Genomic DNA, 19016 nt, shown 5'->3' on the forward strand with positions numbered 1-19016 from the left:
ATAGGATTGTATACAATGAGTTTCTTAAAATTATTATTAAAACTTTTGAAGATGAAGTTTGTAAAACATTGAGCATAAACTGGAAGAAAATTGCTAAATTTGAATAGTAAGTGTTAAAAGTTATGAATGCACAGACCTTAAATAAAAAATTAGAATTAATTCAATGGTTAGCGACGTTGGAAGATAGTTCTATTATCGAAAAACTACTAAAGTTTAGGGAAGAGGAGGTAAAAGACTGGTGGGATTCGGCTTCTGAGGCAGAGAAGATTTCAATTGAAAAGGGCGTTCGCGAGGCAGATAATAAAGATCTAAAAAATCACTCTTCAGCTCGAAAGATCTATGAAATGTGGTTATAATATTCTATGGACTCCGAAAGCATTAAACGAGCTAGAGAAGACAATAGAATATCTTGAAGAGAACTTTAGCGAAAAAGAGATCAAAAAATTAGCTCAAAGATTGAAAAGATCACAGTATTGATTTCTCAAAATCCTTATATTTTCCCTAAATCTGAGAGTCAAAATATCTATAAAGCAGTTATTCTGAAATTTAATACAATGTATTATCGTGTGCGAAATGATAACGTAGAGATTATTTCGTTCTTTTCAAATAGACAAAGCTTGACAAGAAGAAAGATATAGCGGTTATACACAATAGGCTTCACCTAACCTATATTACTTTTTTTATAAATCCTAATTCAATTTTTATTTCCGGCGGAAATGTTTTTCCTTAAAAAATTCCAAAGAAATGGAATTTCCTGCACTGAATTGATCCATACTTTCTTCAATACATTTTTCGATATGCTTTGGAATACGAATTCCCTTAGATTCGAAAGGCTCTTTTAAAGCTTAAAAAATTGCTTTGACCGTTTCGGGGTGTACCTGATATTCAGTATGTGTTGTAGAAGCTTCCATAATGATGATATTGACTTTAACAAAGCTGCTGAAATTATTGGTCTCTTCTTTTCTATTCATCATACAATTATGAAACAATTTATTTAAAAATTTTATAATTGTATAGATTGTCTTTACTTTTGTTTTGAAATATCAAGTAATGGTTAGCGTAGTGCTTCATGGTACTAGTCAACATAGTGATGTTTCGAACGAGTGATAAAATAATAAACCAATATAAATTTTTATGATTATGGATAACTATGGACGTGTAGAGACTCTCTATCAGGGGACTGTTAATAAAAGCCAAAATCAGACAACCACCACAAATCATATCTATCTCCATCCTGGAGAGCGAAGCGGTGAATTTGAACGATGGATGGGTGAGATAGGTAGTTGCTTCAGATTGATCTGGAGTATTCATCCTTAAAACCATTGTTGGATTTAATAGTAGCTGCGTTGGAGCCTAGTCGGATCCTTCTAATACCGCATCCTGCTATTGAAAAATACAATGTTAAACCTTGTGCTGAGATTATATTAATACTTGATAATTGGAAATATGATTTGGAGCGGAATCAACCGATCGTAAAAAGTATGCTTGAGCTCGCGTGTATGAAACAGAGTACAGTTGTATTTAATATGTTTGGAGAGAAGGAATGGGAGGACAAACTAGAGGATGAATATTTTTATAGTATGGCCCATTGTCGATCTAAATTCTTGGTGTTTTCGGGTATTCCATATCGTTTGATCGATTCAGAGGACAGCTCACTAGAAAATTCAAAAGAAACTTTTTCCGGTAAATTTTGTAACCAAATTACAAAAACAGAACGGTTTCTGGAAAAATGTAAAACACTATTATTTGAGGAAGAAGTTATTCCTGATCTAGCCTATGCCCTTATATCATCATGTTTAAAGCAGATTTATTACTTGGTCATCGGTACATTTTTGTTAGATGTCCCAGTATTAAATAGATCGTGCAAGGAGCTCGAGGAAATGGCTGCTAGAGTACTGCCTCAATTACGAGGACAGATCAAGAAAAATATTGATGATTATCCAAATTGGGATGTGGTTGATTTCGAGGATCTTGAAGAAGATAAATCGCGTATGAAACGTCACATTCCCGATATGGTGGAGCTTGAACGTTTATTAGACATTGCTAAAATTGCTTTTGAGCAGAAGATGGTCGTATTATTTGGTCGTGAAGAAACTTTGTAGTAGATAATAAGGGTGTAGTATCATAGCTGTATAAATTCGTGGGTGACATATTAAGCTTTTCACCACCTATCATGGCGATCCTAAAATAAGAATTCTACAGATTAATAAAGGGTCTGCACTCAAGCAGATAAATACGTCGACAGTTAAATAAATAAGCATTATGGAAAACCAATATTTAAAAGAACCAAAAAGAGAATGGGATACCCAATGGTTTTTAATAGAGGGGGGAATTTTCGAGTCTATTCAAGATGATACTTTTGAATCCTTTAATGAGAAATTATGGAATATATTGATCGCTTTAACATCAAAAAATAAAAAAGATGAGAATGAACGAAAACAATTAGTTGTACATCTAGATAAGGTTATATTGATGGTCAAGGGCTGTCATTATTTTTTACACCATAAAAAGCGGCTACATTATAAGGAAGATTGGATCGATATAAAATGGTATAAAAATCCTTATAGGTGCAGTAAGAAGTATCGCTCAAAGGCGGACAGAAAACTCAATCATCATCTGGCCCATTTTGAATACCCATTTACAAAACTCTCCAGACAAGAGATCCAGAACTTTCCAAAGGCCTTTAAGAATTTTTTTTCGAAAATGGATCTATCCTCTTGGCTCAATCTCCTTGGTGATTGGAAAAACTGTGTACTAAACGACGAAAGCTTATTTGAGTGGATGGTAGATTATGCCCCACTGGAGACCTATGAACAATTGTTAAAATTACATGAGGCATGCATTGTGGCATATCATTGGGCTGAAATTGATTACCCTCCACCCAATAGGCATTTAATTAAAGATTATTTGTCGTCCGATTATGTAGATGGCTATCGCAGTGCAAGTCCTTATGAACGGATTGAACAAATTTTTTATGAGAAGAATCACACAGATCTTCGTGATAGCATCTTAAGTCTATATCCACTAAATCCTTCTGAAAATAAACCGCCCAATATAGAGATTGATGATCTACGTTATACATTAAGATGGTTATTGGAGACTGGTTGGTTACTGTTGCAAACGAACTATTTCCCGGAGGATTGGTTGGATCCGGATGCGGCTGACTTTTTGCGATGTCCAGTCCCAAAACGAGAATTAAGCTTCTGGAAGCCAGAGTCGTTGAGTAATAAAGAACAGAAAAATCTGAAAAAAACATTGTCCAAATTATATTATGGAATTCATTTACAAGATGAAATCTATATTGTAGAGGGGCGAATCATTTTCCAATATGAGCGTGGATGGTCGGCCGGAATGGGGGAAGAAGGGCTGGAAATCCGTAATCGACTGCTGAAAATCTTAGATATATTAACGCTGATTGTTTTGGATCTATGCAAACGTCGAACGAAGCTTGAAGGTGTTTGCTACCCACCTGAGAAAACTGAGAAAGTTGAAGAAAAAGAATGATGATAGTATCATTTGATACTATCAAAGATTATCATTAATCAGCCTAAATGTAGCTAATGTTAAAAAAATTGATAGTAATCGTATCAAAAATACTGCTATCCCAGCTGACTAGACCGAAAAAGTCAGCTGGAATAGCAGTAAAAAGTTTTAATTCTTATACTCCCGAATTGCCTGAATAATACCTTCCAGATTTTCATTGAAGTCCAGTAGCTGACCGAATACTTTATCGTCTTTGGCCAGTCCACCGTGTTTATTGTTCTTACGGAAGATTTCCTTGATCGTTTCCCAACGTTCCAGTTCAACAGGGTTTAGCAGCTCGGCAAGCTCTTTTAGTTTTAAGAGGTTACTTTCAGTATCCGCTGTCAGTGTCTGCGATTCGCTTTCATAGTGTGCGAGAAGAACCTGATCAATTTCCTGCTCATTCATCATCGGTACTACCTGTGCAACCAGCTTGCTCATATTCCGATAGGATCCCTGCATTTTGAATGGTGGTTCGGTGCGGTAATTATCCTGCATCGCAGCACTCTGAATATAATTCTGATTCACTTTGATCACGACATTCCTGATTTTCAGTACATGTCGCAGCACCGCGATAAAGTCATCAATATCCTGTTTCAGGTAGTTCCCCTCTAAATCGGGCAATTGATCCATAACAGACTGCGCATAATTGACTAGGGCATAGAAGTCGTTAAACGATTTGCTTGCAATCTTTTCGAGGTAGCTGTTTTCAATCGCCGCATTTTCGATTAAACTAAGGTTGAATAATGCTTCGGTGTCACCGATCACATCACCGAGATTGTACACGTCGGCACGGTTGGCAAGCATGTCGGGAATTTGAAACTTAGAGCCGCTCTCTGTGTATGGGTTTCCGGCCATTACGATGCAGAAGCGCTTGCCCCGGAGATCATAGGTCTTGCTTTCGCCCTCAAAGATGCCATCAATCTTACGCTGACCATCAGCAAGGGAAATGAATTTCTGTAAGAATTCAGGATTTAAGTGCTGGATATCGTCCAGATACAGCATGACATTATCTGCCATCTCAAAAGCCAGGTTGATCTTTTTGAGCTCTTCCCGTTCTCCGGATGTTTTCGCTTCAACTGGATCAATGGATGTAATTGAATGACCAATGGTCGGGCCATTGATTTTAACGAAATGTAAGCCCATTGTCTTAGCCAGATATTCCATTAAGGTGGTCTTACCGTAACCCGGAGGTGATATCAATAGCAGCATTCCCATACGGGCTGTACGCTTGTTGTCGCCTGCGGCTCCCAGCTGTTTGGCGAGGTTATTTCCGATCAATGGGAAGTAAACTTCGTTGATCAGCTTATTACGGACAAAGGAGGTCAGTACTTTGGGTTCAAACTCACCGATCTTTAGTTCTTTGGCATAGGACTTCGCAAGCTGTTCCTTCAATGTGGAGAATGCGAGAAAACGAGGGACATTATACTCACTGAATTGCGCCAGACGTGCTATAAACTCATGGTATTGGATATGTTCCTCTCCATTGTTCAGGATCGCATGATTGCCTTTTAATCCACTGATATGTGCTTGGTCTTTTGCGATGATCAGGTGATACGCATGGGTCGGATAAAGCAACATGATCGCTGCTTCCTCAATATACTTGCGTAGCGTAAGATATTCCGGATGCTCATCCACAAAGGAGTTGAGCCAATTTAAAGTCAGGTAAAAGCGATCTACCAAGCTAAATTGTTCGTTCTGAATATCCGCTTCAAATAGCTTGTAACTTTTCTTGGATTCCAGCAATCGAATAAAAGCCTTTTTCAGTTCATCGGATTGTTCACTGACGACAAAGGTATTGTAGCTTGTAAACGTCTGAAAAAGGTAAGTCGCGAGGTCACGGCCATGAATGGTGGAGCGATCCAAATGTGTCTCCCATGCATTGAATAACTTGGTCAGTTCATCAATGACAGACTGGTAACGATTTGAATTTGGAAACGTTTTTAATATCGTGTAGGTCGAGTGTATCAGTGCCAGCTGCTTTGTCCGTTGATCATCCGAAAGGGATTGCCAAAATAACTGAGCCATCGTACGCAATAGGGGATCATAGCGAAGAAGATCCAATTTGGTATCCAACTGTTTGACCGTATCATAGATCAACAGTGCATCCACATTGTGAACTCCTTTGACATAGCCTTCCGAATAACTTTGCTCCACAGTCTGTGTGATAAATGAGGAGGCATCAAAATCTTGTTGTCCTTTCGAAGCAAGGAATGCTTTGTAGGCGAGGTATTCTGCACGATAAACTTCCTTATTTTCAGAGACAAGTTCCTGATCCCAGATGTCCTTAAAACTGTTGATTTCCTCGGTCTGCACCTTTTGATAGAAACTTGTCCCAGTCAGGTGGAAATACAGTTCATCATTTCTGCGCAGCAAGGTAAGGCTGAGGGATTGACTATTGACTGCAAACTTATGCTTGCCCAGTGCAATGATATTTTCGCCATCTACAAAGAGATCATTTTTATCACGTAAAACCCGTAAGGCATCTTCCTGTGATTTTTTTAACAGATTTTCAAGGTTTTCTGCTTTTGAGACATCCTGCAGTGTTTTTAGCTCCTGTACCAACTGTCTGATCTTGTCGATCATCAGATCCGAGGCAAAGAAGCTGAGGATCTCTTCCCGCGTTGCAAATGTCTTGGATTTGTTCTCAATGTTCTTTAATACACGAAAACCGATCTGTTCGAGCGAGGATGTGCGCTTGTTGATCTGTTCAACGATTTGTTCTCTGCGGGAATTAAAGGCCTTGATAACCTCATCACGTTTGTCCGCGATCTTGAGAGCAAAATCTTCAAATTCAGAAAACTTACTTTCGAGCTCCTCCAGCTGAACGATGACTTTTGTGTAATATTCGTCTACCTTTTCGGTTGTCGTGGACAGTTCGAGGTAGTTGGTCACGGATTGCTCCAACAGAGTCAGCTGTGCTGAGAACTCCGCTATCGCTTCTGTACTTTTTAATGAATTGAGTTTTCGCGTAAGCTGTGCACGAACCTCATTTAAGGAGGAGAAAATAACCGAAATCTTCTCAATGATTTTGGTTGTCTGTGTGGAGTCGTCAATTTTTAGACTATTGAGGATATCAATCAATAGTTCCAGTTCGCTTGAAATGGCCGAATTGGCTTCCTCAATTGCTTTGGCATCATAGACCTTCACTATAGCCTCTACATTTTTCTTCTGCTGTTCCACCTTTTGTTCGTAAGGAAGCAGAGCCTCATCACGTAGGAGAAAAGCAATGGTTTTTTCGGCCAGCTCAGAGGTGATGCCCTGCAATTTTTCCAATAGGCTATCTATCCTGACCGTATCAATATATTTTACATTTTTAAGGTCGATGATCTCACCCTGAAGGCGACGGGAGTCGGCCAATTGATGGACGAGCTGATCGAGTTTGTCCACAACAGTACTATTGATGGAGAAGGTGAGTTCTTCCATCTTCTTTTCTGCTGCTATATTTAATTCTGCGGCATGTTTGCGTTGCGCCTGTACTTTGACGAACTCATCAATAGCGGTATTGGCGACTTCCTTGATCTGTGTTAATGGCTGGCCAAGATTTGATAAAGCGTCATCTTTTATCCAAAAATAGGAATCCAATAAAACTGTGGACTTTTTGAGGATATCTTCGTATAAACCTTCGTAGCTGTCCTCTTTGTTGATCAGCTGTATAACCTCCTGTGCCTCGGCCATCGCCTGCACGATTTGTTTATTGCCTACTTTATAAAGGGGATCATCTTTTTTCTGCTCATTTTCTTTGAGCATGGCCATATAGGGTGTTTCCCAGATCTGCACCTGATGATGTCTGGTGGCTTCCGCTTCAGTGCGGAAATAAATTAAGCTTCCATCTTTGAACAGGGTAAATCCGTTGCAGATAATCGGGGTCTCGACATGCTGCTGAATAATGTTATATGACAGTAGGATATAGGTATTGGTTTCCTCCTGACAGAATATATACAGAAAATCTTCGCCATTTGGGGAGGCTATCCTGCGTAGGAATGATACCTGTTCAAACTGGGCGTCAAAAACCTTGTGTGTGCCATTTTGTAAGTAGTATCCATTGGAAAAAATAATCCCCTGGTTGTCCGGTAACAATATAGCTGATTCATTCAGTGATTTGAGATTGACGACTTCCTTTGTGCGCTGGTTGTAGACGAAAGCCCTGAAATCTTCCTGGTACGGTTTGATACGTACCGCAATAAGGTTTCCGAGGTCCGCATAGTAATAATCGGCATCGTCCAATTGTTGGTCTGCATTAACTACTTTTTCGGAATAGATCCCTTTGCCACTGTCCGTATTGTTCTCGATCTTGAAGGTAATGTCGCCGTTGATCGCTTCAATAAAGATCTTATCCATAATGGATATATGGGGATGTTTTCCCAGTCGACGGTCTTCGAGCGTGGTTTTCGTCCAGTCAAATTCAAATTGGTTGGGTAATTTGACTTCGTGGATGCTGCGGTCATCCTGATACTGGAGCTTACCATCTTTGATTAACCATTTGAATGCTTTGAGGTCAGCAGGATTTTTGCTGGTCTGAAAGATCATGTACAGATAGTTCTCTGTCCTCCGAAATTTGGAGAATATGGAGTCCCTGTAGTATTTATATAGATTCTGGTAATCAGAGATGAAATTTTGGTCGTTGATCAGGTCGAGGGACTGCGGAATAAACTGATTTTTCTCAAATGCATAAACACTGAAAACATCTTCCAGCTTGATCTCGGTACGCAGTCCAAAATGCACATTATATCCAAAAATACATTGATTGTCCAAGGCCAGAATGCCGCGGGCAACACAGTTGTTTTCTGTGGTGATCCGTTGATTGGCTTTGAGGACAAAGCTCGTTGAATTGAAGACTTCTTTACGTGCCTCGTTCAACTGATGGAGCTTGTTCGCTAGTTCTTCTTTTTGTGTAAGAAGTCGCTTTCGGATAATCTCATATGCACCTTGGTCAAGGCTGTCGTTCTGATTTATTACGTTTTCTTCTGGCATAAGTTCCGCTAGTTCTTGACTTATTTAACTTTATTGAATTTTAATTCCTGACCATTTTGATACAGTGTCAGTGCTGTGATCTGATCATTTTCTTTGCTGAATTTCAGCTCGGCTTGTACAGCCGTATAAAATAACTCTAAATCATTCCTGGGATAGACCTCAATAGCTGATTGCCCCGATAATTGGGCAAATAGATTACCATCATCATCCGCGGTAATTTTGAATTTCAATTCAGGTTGTTTCGTATATTCATATGTTCCCAGGAGCTGTTTGATCTGAAACTCCATCAGTACAATTGCACCTGTAAGTTTTTCACGTTCAATAACTGGAGTCTTTCTTTTTTGAAGAATTGCATTAACAGCGGATGTCAATGGATATACATCAATCGTATTCCATTTGTTCATTAAGGCGATGAAATATTTTTGTTCTTTAAAATCTCGAATGTTGATCGTTTTATAGCCTGGATATCCTCCTGTGTGAAAATGCATCTTGCTTTCGCTGTTGGTACTGTCAGTAAAGAGCCAGCCAAAACCATAATACAAACCTGCCATTTTAATTGAATTGCCATTATTGAGTGTGTCGACAGTGATGGCTTTCATAAAATTTTGACGCGTCAATAGCGTATTGTTTTGAATAGCCTGATTCCATTTAAATAAATCTTGAGCCGTACTACTTATTCCATAGGGGCCACTTCCGCCATCAAAATAGGTTAAATAGCTAAATGCAGGAAAGTCATCAACATTTTTGAAACGCTTGGTCTTCGCATCATAGGCCATTCCTTTAGCATAGTTTTTTAGGTTGGCATTGGGTGATCGTGCCGAAAATACAGCTGTGTTTTCCATTCCTGCAGGTTTGAATATATACTGCTGCATATAGGTGGCAAAAGATTGTCCAGATACTTTTTCTACAATTAAGGCCAAAAGCAAGTAGTTTGTATTGGAATAAGCATATTGATTACCCGGTTTAAATAAGGTACTGTCAAACTTTGTTTCAATTACTTTTAGGAAATCTTGGTTTGTATTTATTTTTTTTCGGTCAATCCATTGTGGGTCCCATGCCAAGAACTCGGGTATTCCGGAAGTGTTGCGCAGCAAATGCTTGATACGGACATTTCTGAATTTTATATGCGGGAAATATTTGCTAATATCATCCTCATAAGAGAGCTTGCGCTGTGCTTCCAGCTGCATAATGGCCATAGCAGTAAACTGCTTGCTGACTGAGGCGAGTTCAAAACGACTGTTACTCGTTATCTTATTTGTTTTCTCTGAGTTTTCAAAACCCAGATATTTTTCAAAAATAACTTTACCACTGTCGACTACCAAAAATGCTCCACTCAATTCACTGTCCGTATTTAGGGATTGGAATAGTGAATCCAATCGTTGCTGAACAGTCTGGGCCGTTAGAGACAGGATGTTTAAGCACAGGAAAGCAGGAAAAATGATAAAACGTATCATGTGATTGCTTTGGTTTTTAGAATATTATCTTGAGCCTGTTAAAGATTTGATACTTTACAAGGCTCAAGATGATATATGTGGTTACAGCTTTTTATTGGAAATGCCTAAGTTTTTTGCCAATCCAAATAGGGAATTGATAAAACCTGCATCTTCACCGTTCTCAGCATCGGTAGCTGCTTGTTGCAATTTGATCAACGCCGCAGAAACTGTTAAGTTCTTGATATCATTGGATGAGATGCCATATTTATCTGCTAATCCACGTACTTTTTCCGCAAGATCACCTTTCCCGTCCGGGCCCAACAATGAATTCTTGATATCAGTTGCATGTTTGGAGTTATCGATCAGATGGTCAAAACCTTTGGAATTGGACACCTGACGTACAATGTTTTCGAAGAACATGGTTTCACCGCCAACGATGTCAATCTTCGCTGTTTTAAGCGCTTCGGACAATACACCAGCCTGTGCTTGCGCAATATCTTTTTGGATGTTGATCTGGGCAAGTTCGATGTCACGTTCTTTCTGTAACTGTAATTTGAACTCTTCATGGTCTTTACCTACACCGTCCAGTTTTTTCATGGCTTCGGCTTTCTCTTCGATACCTTTCGCTTCGGCAAGTGCTTTTTCGCGTACAACTTCCGCCTGTGCTAAACCTTCTTTGCGCATGGCCTCTGCTTTTTTCTCGATCACAGTGGCCTGTACTGTACCTTGCTTCTCTTCGGCTTCGGCTTTTGCGACCATTACTTCGGCTTCCGATAAACCTATTGCGGCTTCTTCTTTCGCCTGAGCTTCAGCTATGATCTTACGGCTTTCGGCCTCTTTGAGGGACGCTTCTTTTTTCGCTTCGGCGTCTATTAATAATTCCTGTGCACGTTTTTCAGCGATCTTACGTGCTGCTTCAGCGTCAATTACTTTTTTCTCAGCTTCTTGTTCTGCCGCAATTTTCGCTGCTTCAGCAGCTTTTACTGTAGAGATTAATTTCTCTTCGGCTTCTTGTGATGCTGCGATAACGCCCGCTTGTTTCTTCCGTTCTACTTCGCGGAATACTTCAATATCTTTGACTCCTTGTTGTTCCTCGATAACACCTTTTTCCAATTGGACGCGTTCTTTGATCACACCCTGGATACTTTTCTTTTCTGTCTCAATCGAACGTTCTTTGTCAATCTGAGCCAAAGTGACTATACGCTCACGTTCAGTTTGTTCCAGCGCGCGGTCTTTTTCCACACGTTCTGCTTCAACAGCATCTGTACGCTGCTTGTTCTTCTCGGCAATGATTATCTGACGTAGTTTATTTTCTTCCTGTACGGCCAGTTGCTCTTCGGTCGAAATGCGGACGCTTTCATATTTCAAGCGCTCTTCTTCGCGTACCTTTGCTATTTCGGCTTCTTCACGTGCCTTGATATTATCAATTTCACGTTTTTGTTTTTCTTCTTTTTCGGCAAGTTGACGATCAAGTTCTAAAATCGCCTCACGTGCTTCTACGTTTTGCTTTTTGATCAATTTTTCCTCGTCACGACGGATGAAGTTGGCATTGATATTTTGCTTTGCAGTCAGCTCGGTGATTTTCTTGATACCTTCACTATCCAGGATGTTGCTGGGGTTTAAGTGTTCGATATCTGTTTGTTCGAGATAGTCGATCGCACAGTCATCAAGGATATAACCGTTCAGGTCGGTACCAATAATGTCGAGGATCTCATCGCGAAACTCACGCCGGGCTTCATACAATTCGATGAAGTCAAATTTCTTACCTACAGTCTTGAGTGCTTCAGAAAATTTGGATTCAAAGATGCTCTTTAACGTTTCAGGTTCGCTGGCACGGTCACAGCCTAGGTTCTGGGCAACGTTGATCACATCGTCCACATTTTTGTTGACACGGACAAAGAAGGCTACCTTGATATCAGCGCGGATATTGTCTTTACAGATCAGTCCTTCCCCTTGCATACGGGCAATCTCAATTTTTTTGATGGAAATGTCCATGATCTCCATCTTGTGGAAAACCGGGACGACATACATACCCTTGTTAAAGGCAACTTTTGTCCCTCCGACACCTGTCCGTACAATCGCCTTTCCCTGCGGGATTTTTTTATAGAATGCACTCAGTACAACAAAGAATGCAAAAATTAGAAAGACAGCTAAACCGACAATTAGCAATATAATTCCGTTTAAGCCGCTTAAGAATAAAAGAGGTTGATATAGCATATGATTAGTATTTATTTAGATTTTAGTAGTTAGATATGCGTATTTAGATTTTGCCGTGCAAGCTTATAGCTGGCAAGGCGGTTCTGTTTTAATCATCCATTTTAAATATTGTCTATGGTGATTTCCTTGGTGACATAATAATATTTTTTGTCCTTGGATTCGTCCACGATAATGACATCATCTCCGTAGCCGATCTTTTCACCGTTATGGCTCACGACATTGAGACGGATCGGGTCTTGTTGGATGATAAATTCAGCAGAACCTATTTTTGTACCTTCAATGCTTGCCCGCATTTTACCCATGCGACCCAGGAAGTCATGGCTTTCTTCGCCATTGTAGCCAATATTTTTGAACATTCTCGCTAAAGGTTTGGTCAGGAAATGCATTAAGAAAAAAGTAACGATAAAAACAGGGATCAGGATCAATACCGACTTTATTCCCCAGGATGCGACATCGATATACAACGAGGATACAATAGTAATCACCCAGCCAATGAACTTAAACATGGCCACAATAAGCATAATCGGCACTTTGCCGACATTGATATAATCCATTGCTTTGGCAAAAAAGCCCGGCTCGCTGGGTGCGTCAGAGTCTGTATGGTGATGCGGATGATCGGAAGCCCCGGCATCAATATCATGTGAACCATCTACGTCGCTCACATCGGGGGTAGGGTGTAAATCCACATCTGCATCCGCATCAAATAGATGCACACCATCCCCCATGAGGAACATAAATAACCAATACACTACAGACAGGCCTGTCAGAACCGTCATGATGCCATTTGACAATGGGTTGAACAAGATATTGATTAATTCTGTCATCGTATTTTTTTAAATTTTTTCTCTTTTGAAGGTGTAATGAAAGGACCAAGAATGACCATTGACCTCAAGATCTTGCATGGTGACCAATTCCCAGCCCTGATTACCTAGATCATTCAGGATCTCGTCGATTTTCTCCGGATCCAATTTGGTTCCCCAGAAACCACTAGGTTCGATCTTGATCGTTTTATACTCAAATCTCCGCATCGCCATTTAATTTTCGTTTTAATTCTTCCAGTTCATTGTTGACGGAGTCTGAACCACCAATGGATTCATTGATTTCATCTACCTTACTTTTGTTGCCCATTGCGATCTCACCATAAGCTTTGGCCAGAGCCTCGTCCTCTTCGACTTTTTCTTTCATGCGCTCCAGCATGGAAATGGTGCTGTTAGAGTCTATATTGGCTAGTTGCCGGTTGACCATTTTAGCCGCATTCGATACTTTAACTCTTGCTTTTAAGGTTGATAATTCACTTTCCCATTTAGATATATTGAATTTAAGTATATCCACATTTTTATGCAACTCTTCTGCAGAGTTTTGATGAATTGTCGCCTGTTTTTCCAGCTCAGTGGCTTCGATCAACAATTGTTTTTTCAGTAGTAAGGCCTCTTTGGCTAAGCTCTCTGCTTTTTCAGGAGAAAGTTCACCTTTTTGAGCCTTTTGCAATAATAAAATAGCTTTGTTTTCAAATTCATTGGCCTCTTCTTTTTTCTTTTCACAGTTATTCTGCGTACGTATGGCTAAGGCCTTTACTTTTGCATATGCTTCTAGCGATTGCTCCAGGTCTTCTTTCATCTCACGGATCCCTTGTTCCGTCATTTTGATGGGGTTTTCCATTTTGTCCACTACAGCGTGGATTTCTGCTTGACCGATTCTGAAAATTCTCTTAAAAATATTCATTATTCTATAATTTTGAAAAACTAATTAACTGATTATAATATTCGCTGATCAAAAGGCTCAGTGAATTGATGGCTGCATCAAATTCATTTTGATCAAGATTATGTATTTGCATGGTATATCGAAATATGACCTTTTTGCCATCCTCTGTCAAGGCAAAACCACCATGGATGATATCTCTATTTTTGATCAGCAACGATTTGAACATGTCCATGTTTTCATTGCTTATGGTAAACAGGTACTGCTCGAAAATTATGATCGGCTGCGCAATGCCCACAATGAGATTGCGAATACCATCATCTTCGTTTTCGATAACAAAAACACCTTCTTTTTGATCCTTATGGGTGATGTTATAACCGATATTGGCGATATAATTTTCAATTTTTGAGAAGTACATAATCAAGTTTTTTATATATTGCACATATTCTTTGCATAAAGATAATGAATTGCAAAAATATTTTGCAAGAAAAAATTAATTTTTTTTTAAAATGAGTAACGTCGGGAATAATATTAAGAAGCTGAGAAAGGTGAAAGGATTGAGTCAGCAGGCTTTTGGAGATGTTTTTAATCTCACTAGGGGTAATATTTCATCTTACGAAGAGATGCGTGCGGAGCCAAAAATCGAGATTGTCTTAAAAATTGCAAATTATTTTGGCATTCCTGTGCAGCATCTGATTGAAAAAAATCTATCCGTTAATGAGATCCTTAATTTTAACGATTATTTTCAACCCGATACTCCTACATTAGGTGGCAAACGACTGTCGCAGGTTCCGCTGTTGGAAAGGGAAGTATTGTTAGATGCCTGTACCTATGTGTCAAAATTGAATGAGCTTCCGGTGATTGAATTCCCCCTACAGAGCCGCAATCGTTTTATTGCGATAGAGTATATGAATGCTATACCAGTACCTGGTGATTTTGCTGTAACAGCACAGTCGATTCTATTTTTTGAAGAAATTGATATTGAAAGCTTACATACACTAAATAATGCCTTTGGTCTGTGTTTTTCTGTGGAGGAGTTCTTTATTGGAAAATATACGATGGTAGAAACAGAAATAAGCCTGGTGTTAAACGCTTGGAAAAAAGTAGACTTTGTATTGGCCGAGAAGGGAAACTTCTGGAAATTGTATGGTAAATTTGAAAGAATATAGGTTAGCATTGGTGTTCGGAACCAAACACGAGCTCATTTAAACCGATGGGGTCAACAGGTATACCACCAAAGGCAGCGTGAACCGAAGAACCGAATGATTGAGCTCAAAAATACCTTAAAATACCAATTTATGAGTAAACGATCTCATGAATGCCATTGAAAATAAATACTTACGAATAACACGTTAATCTAAAAATAATTGACGAACAAATAGCTTATACAAAATGAAAAAACAGATCTTATTTGTCCTTTTGATATCATTCTTTGTTTTTATCAGCTGTCAAAATAATGAGTCTAATAAAGCGAAAAGTGACCAAATACCTCAAAAACCAGCTGTAGAGAAAATTGAAAATTCAGCTAAAATGGGCGAGAGAATTGGTTGTTCAACAGAAAAGGCGATCAAATTAATCTTGGCGCTGAAAGAGGTTGAGGAAAGCAAAAGAAATTTGGATAGCTTGACTGATCACAAAGCCAATATCTCGTTTATGATCGATAGCTTGAAACAGGATGGAAAGGAGTTGTATTCCCTTACCGCAGGATATAATAGTGAAGAAAGATTTGAACCCTATTATCATTTCTATTTGGACAAGAGTGACTGTAAGAATATCCAGATCTTGGACATCGTTTCGGGAGAATATCTTCCATTGGAGGACTGGAGACAGTCGAAAATGGGAACAGCCGAATAGGTCTGATTATTGTTATCTTATTTATTGTCAATGACTCTTGACTCAAGCCCTGTTTTTGTTACAATTGGAAGGCTATTCTAGTCCTTGGTATATGTATAAAAAGAAGATAAATGCGATTTTTTAACAATTATTTGTTTTTATGAATAAATATATTTGGATTGTAAAATAAAATAATCCAATTTTAAGTTGGTAAATAACTTTAATTTATTATAAACTTATTTGTTTCATGAAAAAAATGATATTACCTGTAGCAATTGCTGCACTTTTCTTTGCATCTTGTAATAACACAGACAGCAAAAAAGTAGAAACTAAAGATACAACCACTACGGTTGACACTCAAGGTGGTGTTGCACAGACAACAACAACGGAAACGACCACTACTACAGCTGTACCCAAATTTAGCAACCCAGAGACACAACAGCTGGCTGAAGATTACACGAAATATGTGAATGAGTATGTTGCTGCTGCTAAAAGTGGAGATGCAACTAAAATACAAGAGTTAGCTAGCAAACAACAGGAGTGGGCTACCAAAACAGCAGCAGCTGTCACTAAGTTGACTCCGGAAGATGCTAAGCTGTGGACCGAGTACGCGCAAAAGTTGACGGCCGAGTTAACAGCGAGTGCAACAAAATAATTTTTTTGATATAAAGCGGAAAGTAGGACCACCTAAAAAGTCCTACTTTCTTTTTAACCGTACATTAGAAAGGTAGCTCATCTTCCTCCTCATCCTGGCTTATTGGAAGATCCTCTTTGGAGCAGTTTTGATCAGATAGAATTAGAAAGCTATCTACCTTGATCTCTGTGATATATCTTTTTGCACCCTCAGCATTTTCATAGTTACGGTAGGTCAGTTTCCCTTCAACCATTAGTTTGGTCCCACGGCTACATTTCTTTTCAATGGTATTGTTCTGGTTGCCCCAAACGACTAGCGTATGCCATTGTACCTCTTCAACCCACTCGCCAGCTTTGTTTTTGAAAAGATCATTAGTAGCAAGTCGTAATACAGAGTAATTTGTCCCTGTTGAAGTAGTTTTGATAATAGGATCATTTCCTAAATGACCGATCAATTGTACTTTGTTACGTAATGTGCTCATGTTGTCTAATTTTTAAATGTTTCTAATAATTCTTATTTTAGTTATTGGTCATAACCATCAATTTATGTGGAATGACCTTGAGCAAAGATGAATAGGAATTGAAATAATAATCGTCTGTTTACCATTTGTATTCGACTATAGTCGATTGTAACCGTTTGTTGTCGTTTAACTTGATACTAAACACTATGGAAAAGGTCTGTTTGGAATGTGGACAAAATATAAGAGGAAGATCGGACAAACGCTTCTGTGATGACTCTTGCCGGAATGCATATAACAATAAACTGAATAGTGACCAAACGAATCTCGTTCGCAATGTAAATAACATCCTGCGGAAGAACCGACGTATTCTAATGGACGTACTGAAGGAGGAGGAGAAGGGGATGACAAAGGTACAAGGGGAAAAATTAAAAAGACTGGGTTTTGATTTCAAATTCCACACACATACATTTGCTAATAATAAAGGGCAAACCTATAAATTTATCTATGAGATGGGCTACCTCATGCTAGAAAATGACTGGGTATTGATTGTCCAAAAGAAGCCATGATAAGACTCAATTTAGGTCTCTTTCTTCTATTGTCTCTTTTTGGAATAAAGAGTCCTCTGACTTTATAAAATCTATTCATACAGCTGTATTTTCAGCTTGCATGGATCATGAATTTCGATTCGCGCAAGCTGAATATCAGTTAATCTTGACTTACATCGGATCCTTTAATTCGAAAATAGTTCACTACTGTGAAAATGATAATCACGACATAATAGCATACGGGGAGTAGTAGAAAAAGCCAGCTGTTAAAGATGTAATTTAAAGATGAAGGCAACCCAATTTTTAAAAAATCTGCTGCAAGAATATAACCGATAAAGGCGCCGAGAAATAAAAGACCTGTTGCATGTATGATGATGATCTTTTTTAGATGCTTGCTGTATTGTGCATCTTTATTTTGCTTGGTGTAGCCCATAATGGCTGGAACCAATAAGCCCAATAGCGGGTTGACTAAGAAAGTTAGAGAAGCTAGATAAAGCGCCTTTATACTTCCGCTTTGATTGTTGTCGATACTGATTTGATTTACATTTGGCATAATTAATTGTTCTAAAGGAATTTCTAAAACCTGACTGATTTGTCTTAAACTGAAACCACTGATCTCTTCAGTACCCTTTTCGATTCGTTGTACTGTTCTCAAAGATAGACCCGCTTGATTGGCGAGATCTTGTTGTGTCAGTCCTCTGCGCTTTCTCGATTGTTTAATGAGTTGATTTACTGTTTGACTTTCCATGAAACGAAAATGACTAAAAGGTTTATGATTTAAAAAAAAACGATATGACAATAATATGCCAATGATATAACGTGTTTGTAAGTTGTTAATAATCAAATATTTTGTAATTTGATAAATAATTTGAATCTTTGCAGCACAATAAGGTATTAATATTAAATAAAAAACGGAAGAATATGTTTGCTACACTAAAAAAACCAGCTTCGTCCTTAAAGAAGAGTCTTGGGCATATTCTCCGGAATACTGCACTCTCCTAATCTTTTCAGGACTAATATTGGCACTTGTATAGGACATCGGATTGTATGTCTGTATCGCCAAGAGATTGTTTGAGACGATCTAACCGATAAAAAGGAACTGGCATCTGTATGGCTAAAGATAGCCTCTAGGAAGCTTAATACTCATGTTATATTTAATAGACACAATGAATTCAGTGAATAAATATGTCCTTCAGGCATTGGATAACTATCCATATTATCTGGAAGGTACATTAGAATCCTTATCTTATGCCTTATCATACGATGAATCCAACACCATGGCATTATGCTTAATGGGAAGGGTGTATTCGGAACAATTATTTGATTATGAACAGGCAAAGAAATATTTCCAGGAAGCTTTGGCGTATAATGTGCAAGCATTGGAAGTGTATCCTTATTTCATTCAGACATTGATTGATATGGGAGAATATGAAGCTGCGAAAAAGACAATTAAATTTGCCGTGACCTTACCGGGTATGCCTTTGGCCGAAATCTGGCTCAAGAAAGCACTTCTATTTGAAAAATTGAGAAAATTCAAAAAGGCTTTAAAAATCAGCAAAATGGCGAAGATGGATAATCTCGACAGTAACCTGTCCAGCACTATAAAGTCTATCGAAGATCGGATCAAAAGCAAATTGGAAATGAATAAAACGAATAATAAGCGTAATAAATAAGTGACTAAGACGCTTGATTCCGAATAG

The 19016-nt window shown here is 38.7% G+C and carries 19 protein-coding genes; 9 read left to right on the forward strand and 10 right to left on the reverse strand.

Features of this window, described 5'->3' with window-relative positions:
- Positions 1-122 precede the first annotated feature (122 nt).
- Positions 123-356: a hypothetical protein gene (locus ACK8HY_RS19410; RefSeq protein ID WP_416134529.1), complete on the forward strand. Its 234-nt coding sequence runs from the start codon at positions 123-125 to the stop codon at positions 354-356.
- A gap of 489 nt (positions 357-845) precedes the next feature.
- On the opposite strand, the gene ACK8HY_RS19415 is transcribed toward ACK8HY_RS19410, so the two are convergent.
- Positions 846-974 (reverse strand): hypothetical protein, encoded by a 129-nt coding sequence (locus tag ACK8HY_RS19415; RefSeq protein WP_416134530.1) that lies wholly within the window; start codon positions 972-974, stop codon positions 846-848.
- A gap of 166 nt (positions 975-1140) precedes the next feature.
- Between ACK8HY_RS19415 and ACK8HY_RS19420 the strand changes: the two genes are divergently transcribed.
- From ACK8HY_RS19420 to ACK8HY_RS19430, 3 genes are all read left to right on the forward strand, one after another.
- Positions 1141-1317, forward strand: a complete 177-nt coding sequence (locus tag ACK8HY_RS19420; RefSeq protein ID WP_416134531.1) for a hypothetical protein — start codon at positions 1141-1143, stop codon at positions 1315-1317.
- 182 nt (positions 1318-1499) lie between these two features.
- A complete protein-coding gene (locus tag ACK8HY_RS19425; RefSeq protein WP_416134532.1) occupies positions 1500-2102 on the forward strand; it encodes a hypothetical protein in 603 nt (200 codons plus the stop codon).
- A gap of 160 nt (positions 2103-2262) precedes the next feature.
- On the forward strand, positions 2263-3504 hold the full coding sequence (locus ACK8HY_RS19430) for a hypothetical protein (RefSeq protein WP_416134533.1): 1242 nt from the start codon (positions 2263-2265) through the stop codon (positions 3502-3504).
- Between the two features lie 147 nt (positions 3505-3651).
- Here the strand turns inward: ACK8HY_RS19430 and ACK8HY_RS19435 are convergent, their stop codons facing one another.
- The 7 genes from ACK8HY_RS19435 to ACK8HY_RS19465 all read right to left on the reverse strand — a co-directional run bounded on the left by ACK8HY_RS19435 (position 3652) and on the right by ACK8HY_RS19465 (position 14262).
- Positions 3652-8496, reverse strand: a complete 4845-nt coding sequence (locus ACK8HY_RS19435; RefSeq protein WP_416134534.1) for a DNA repair ATPase — start codon at positions 8494-8496, stop codon at positions 3652-3654.
- 20 nt (positions 8497-8516) lie between these two features.
- Positions 8517-9950, reverse strand: coding sequence for a serine hydrolase domain-containing protein (locus ACK8HY_RS19440; RefSeq protein ID WP_416134535.1), 1434 nt, complete (start codon positions 9948-9950; stop codon positions 8517-8519).
- Between the two features lie 81 nt (positions 9951-10031).
- Complete coding sequence (locus tag ACK8HY_RS19445) at positions 10032-12146, reverse strand: flotillin family protein (RefSeq protein WP_416134536.1); 2115 nt, start codon at positions 12144-12146, stop codon at positions 10032-10034.
- Positions 12147-12247: 101 nt separating this feature from the next.
- Positions 12248-12970: an OB-fold-containig protein gene (locus ACK8HY_RS19450; protein ID WP_077438164.1), complete on the reverse strand. Its 723-nt coding sequence runs from the start codon at positions 12968-12970 to the stop codon at positions 12248-12250.
- A 9-nt stretch (positions 12971-12979) separates the two neighbouring features.
- Positions 12980-13174, reverse strand: a complete 195-nt coding sequence (locus ACK8HY_RS19455) for a DUF4177 domain-containing protein (RefSeq protein WP_175992102.1) — start codon at positions 13172-13174, stop codon at positions 12980-12982.
- The gene (locus ACK8HY_RS19460; RefSeq protein ID WP_416134537.1) at positions 13161-13868 is read right to left on the reverse strand and encodes a PspA/IM30 family protein; all 708 of its coding nucleotides are present in this window, start codon (positions 13866-13868) and stop codon (positions 13161-13163) included. Before ACK8HY_RS19460 ends, ACK8HY_RS19455 begins: the two co-directional genes overlap by 14 nt.
- A 4-nt stretch (positions 13869-13872) precedes the next feature.
- The gene (locus tag ACK8HY_RS19465) at positions 13873-14262 is read right to left on the reverse strand and encodes a YbjN domain-containing protein (protein ID WP_077438161.1); all 390 of its coding nucleotides are present in this window, start codon (positions 14260-14262) and stop codon (positions 13873-13875) included.
- A gap of 91 nt (positions 14263-14353) precedes the next feature.
- On the opposite strand from ACK8HY_RS19465, the gene ACK8HY_RS19470 reads away from it, so the two are divergent.
- From ACK8HY_RS19470 to ACK8HY_RS19480, 3 genes are all read left to right on the forward strand, one after another.
- Positions 14354-15013: a helix-turn-helix domain-containing protein gene (locus ACK8HY_RS19470; protein WP_077438160.1), complete on the forward strand. Its 660-nt coding sequence runs from the start codon at positions 14354-14356 to the stop codon at positions 15011-15013.
- 223 nt (positions 15014-15236) lie between these two features.
- The gene (locus ACK8HY_RS19475; RefSeq protein WP_416134538.1) at positions 15237-15698 is read left to right on the forward strand and encodes a hypothetical protein; all 462 of its coding nucleotides are present in this window, start codon (positions 15237-15239) and stop codon (positions 15696-15698) included.
- Positions 15699-15924: 226 nt separating this feature from the next.
- The gene (locus tag ACK8HY_RS19480; RefSeq protein WP_077438158.1) at positions 15925-16332 is read left to right on the forward strand and encodes a hypothetical protein; all 408 of its coding nucleotides are present in this window, start codon (positions 15925-15927) and stop codon (positions 16330-16332) included.
- Between the two features lie 64 nt (positions 16333-16396).
- Here ACK8HY_RS19480 and ACK8HY_RS19485 read toward each other — a convergent pair whose 3' ends face one another.
- Positions 16397-16792 (reverse strand): single-stranded DNA-binding protein, encoded by a 396-nt coding sequence (locus ACK8HY_RS19485; RefSeq protein WP_077438157.1) that lies wholly within the window; start codon positions 16790-16792, stop codon positions 16397-16399.
- Between the two features lie 185 nt (positions 16793-16977).
- On the opposite strand from ACK8HY_RS19485, the gene ACK8HY_RS19490 reads away from it, so the two are divergent.
- On the forward strand, positions 16978-17337 hold the full coding sequence (locus ACK8HY_RS19490; protein ID WP_416134539.1) for a hypothetical protein: 360 nt from the start codon (positions 16978-16980) through the stop codon (positions 17335-17337).
- Between the two features lie 139 nt (positions 17338-17476).
- Here the strand turns inward: ACK8HY_RS19490 and ACK8HY_RS19495 are convergent, their stop codons facing one another.
- Entirely contained in the window at positions 17477-18064 is a 588-nt protein-coding gene (locus ACK8HY_RS19495) for a helix-turn-helix domain-containing protein (protein WP_416134540.1), read from the reverse strand.
- A 418-nt stretch (positions 18065-18482) separates the two neighbouring features.
- Here ACK8HY_RS19495 and ACK8HY_RS19500 point away from each other — a divergent pair, with 418 nt between their 5' ends.
- Positions 18483-18989 carry a hypothetical protein gene (locus tag ACK8HY_RS19500; RefSeq protein WP_416134541.1) on the forward strand — a complete coding sequence of 169 codons (507 nt, stop codon included), beginning with the start codon at positions 18483-18485 and terminating at the stop codon, positions 18987-18989.
- Positions 18990-19016: the final 27 nt, after the last annotated feature.

Origin of the sequence: Sphingobacterium sp. NGMCC 1.201703 (assembly GCF_047784615.1) — a bacterium.
Classification (GTDB): domain Bacteria; phylum Bacteroidota; class Bacteroidia; order Sphingobacteriales; family Sphingobacteriaceae; genus Sphingobacterium.

Excerpts from the sequence above, each read along its gene's own strand:
- ACK8HY_RS19410 (WP_416134529.1), top strand. The coding sequence starts at position 123 with ATGAATGCACAGACCTTAAATAAAAAATTAGAATTAATTCAATGGTTA.
- ACK8HY_RS19415 (WP_416134530.1), bottom strand. The coding sequence starts at position 974 with ATGATGAATAGAAAAGAAGAGACCAATAATTTCAGCAGCTTTGTTAAA.
- ACK8HY_RS19420 (WP_416134531.1), top strand. The coding sequence starts at position 1,141 with ATGGATAACTATGGACGTGTAGAGACTCTCTATCAGGGGACTGTTAAT.
- ACK8HY_RS19425 (WP_416134532.1), top strand. The coding sequence starts at position 1,500 with ATGAAACAGAGTACAGTTGTATTTAATATGTTTGGAGAGAAGGAATGG.
- ACK8HY_RS19430 (WP_416134533.1), top strand. The coding sequence starts at position 2,263 with ATGGAAAACCAATATTTAAAAGAACCAAAAAGAGAATGGGATACCCAA.
- ACK8HY_RS19435 (WP_416134534.1), bottom strand. The coding sequence starts at position 8,496 with ATGCCAGAAGAAAACGTAATAAATCAGAACGACAGCCTTGACCAAGGT.
- ACK8HY_RS19440 (WP_416134535.1), bottom strand. The coding sequence starts at position 9,950 with ATGATACGTTTTATCATTTTTCCTGCTTTCCTGTGCTTAAACATCCTG.
- ACK8HY_RS19445 (WP_416134536.1), bottom strand. The coding sequence starts at position 12,146 with ATGCTATATCAACCTCTTTTATTCTTAAGCGGCTTAAACGGAATTATA.
- ACK8HY_RS19450 (WP_077438164.1), bottom strand. The coding sequence starts at position 12,970 with ATGACAGAATTAATCAATATCTTGTTCAACCCATTGTCAAATGGCATC.
- ACK8HY_RS19455 (WP_175992102.1), bottom strand. The coding sequence starts at position 13,174 with ATGCGGAGATTTGAGTATAAAACGATCAAGATCGAACCTAGTGGTTTC.
- ACK8HY_RS19460 (WP_416134537.1), bottom strand. The coding sequence starts at position 13,868 with ATGAATATTTTTAAGAGAATTTTCAGAATCGGTCAAGCAGAAATCCAC.
- ACK8HY_RS19465 (WP_077438161.1), bottom strand. The coding sequence starts at position 14,262 with ATGTACTTCTCAAAAATTGAAAATTATATCGCCAATATCGGTTATAAC.
- ACK8HY_RS19470 (WP_077438160.1), top strand. The coding sequence starts at position 14,354 with ATGAGTAACGTCGGGAATAATATTAAGAAGCTGAGAAAGGTGAAAGGA.
- ACK8HY_RS19475 (WP_416134538.1), top strand. The coding sequence starts at position 15,237 with ATGAAAAAACAGATCTTATTTGTCCTTTTGATATCATTCTTTGTTTTT.
- ACK8HY_RS19480 (WP_077438158.1), top strand. The coding sequence starts at position 15,925 with ATGAAAAAAATGATATTACCTGTAGCAATTGCTGCACTTTTCTTTGCA.
- ACK8HY_RS19485 (WP_077438157.1), bottom strand. The coding sequence starts at position 16,792 with ATGAGCACATTACGTAACAAAGTACAATTGATCGGTCATTTAGGAAAT.
- ACK8HY_RS19490 (WP_416134539.1), top strand. The coding sequence starts at position 16,978 with ATGGAAAAGGTCTGTTTGGAATGTGGACAAAATATAAGAGGAAGATCG.
- ACK8HY_RS19495 (WP_416134540.1), bottom strand. The coding sequence starts at position 18,064 with ATGGAAAGTCAAACAGTAAATCAACTCATTAAACAATCGAGAAAGCGC.
- ACK8HY_RS19500 (WP_416134541.1), top strand. The coding sequence starts at position 18,483 with ATGAATTCAGTGAATAAATATGTCCTTCAGGCATTGGATAACTATCCA.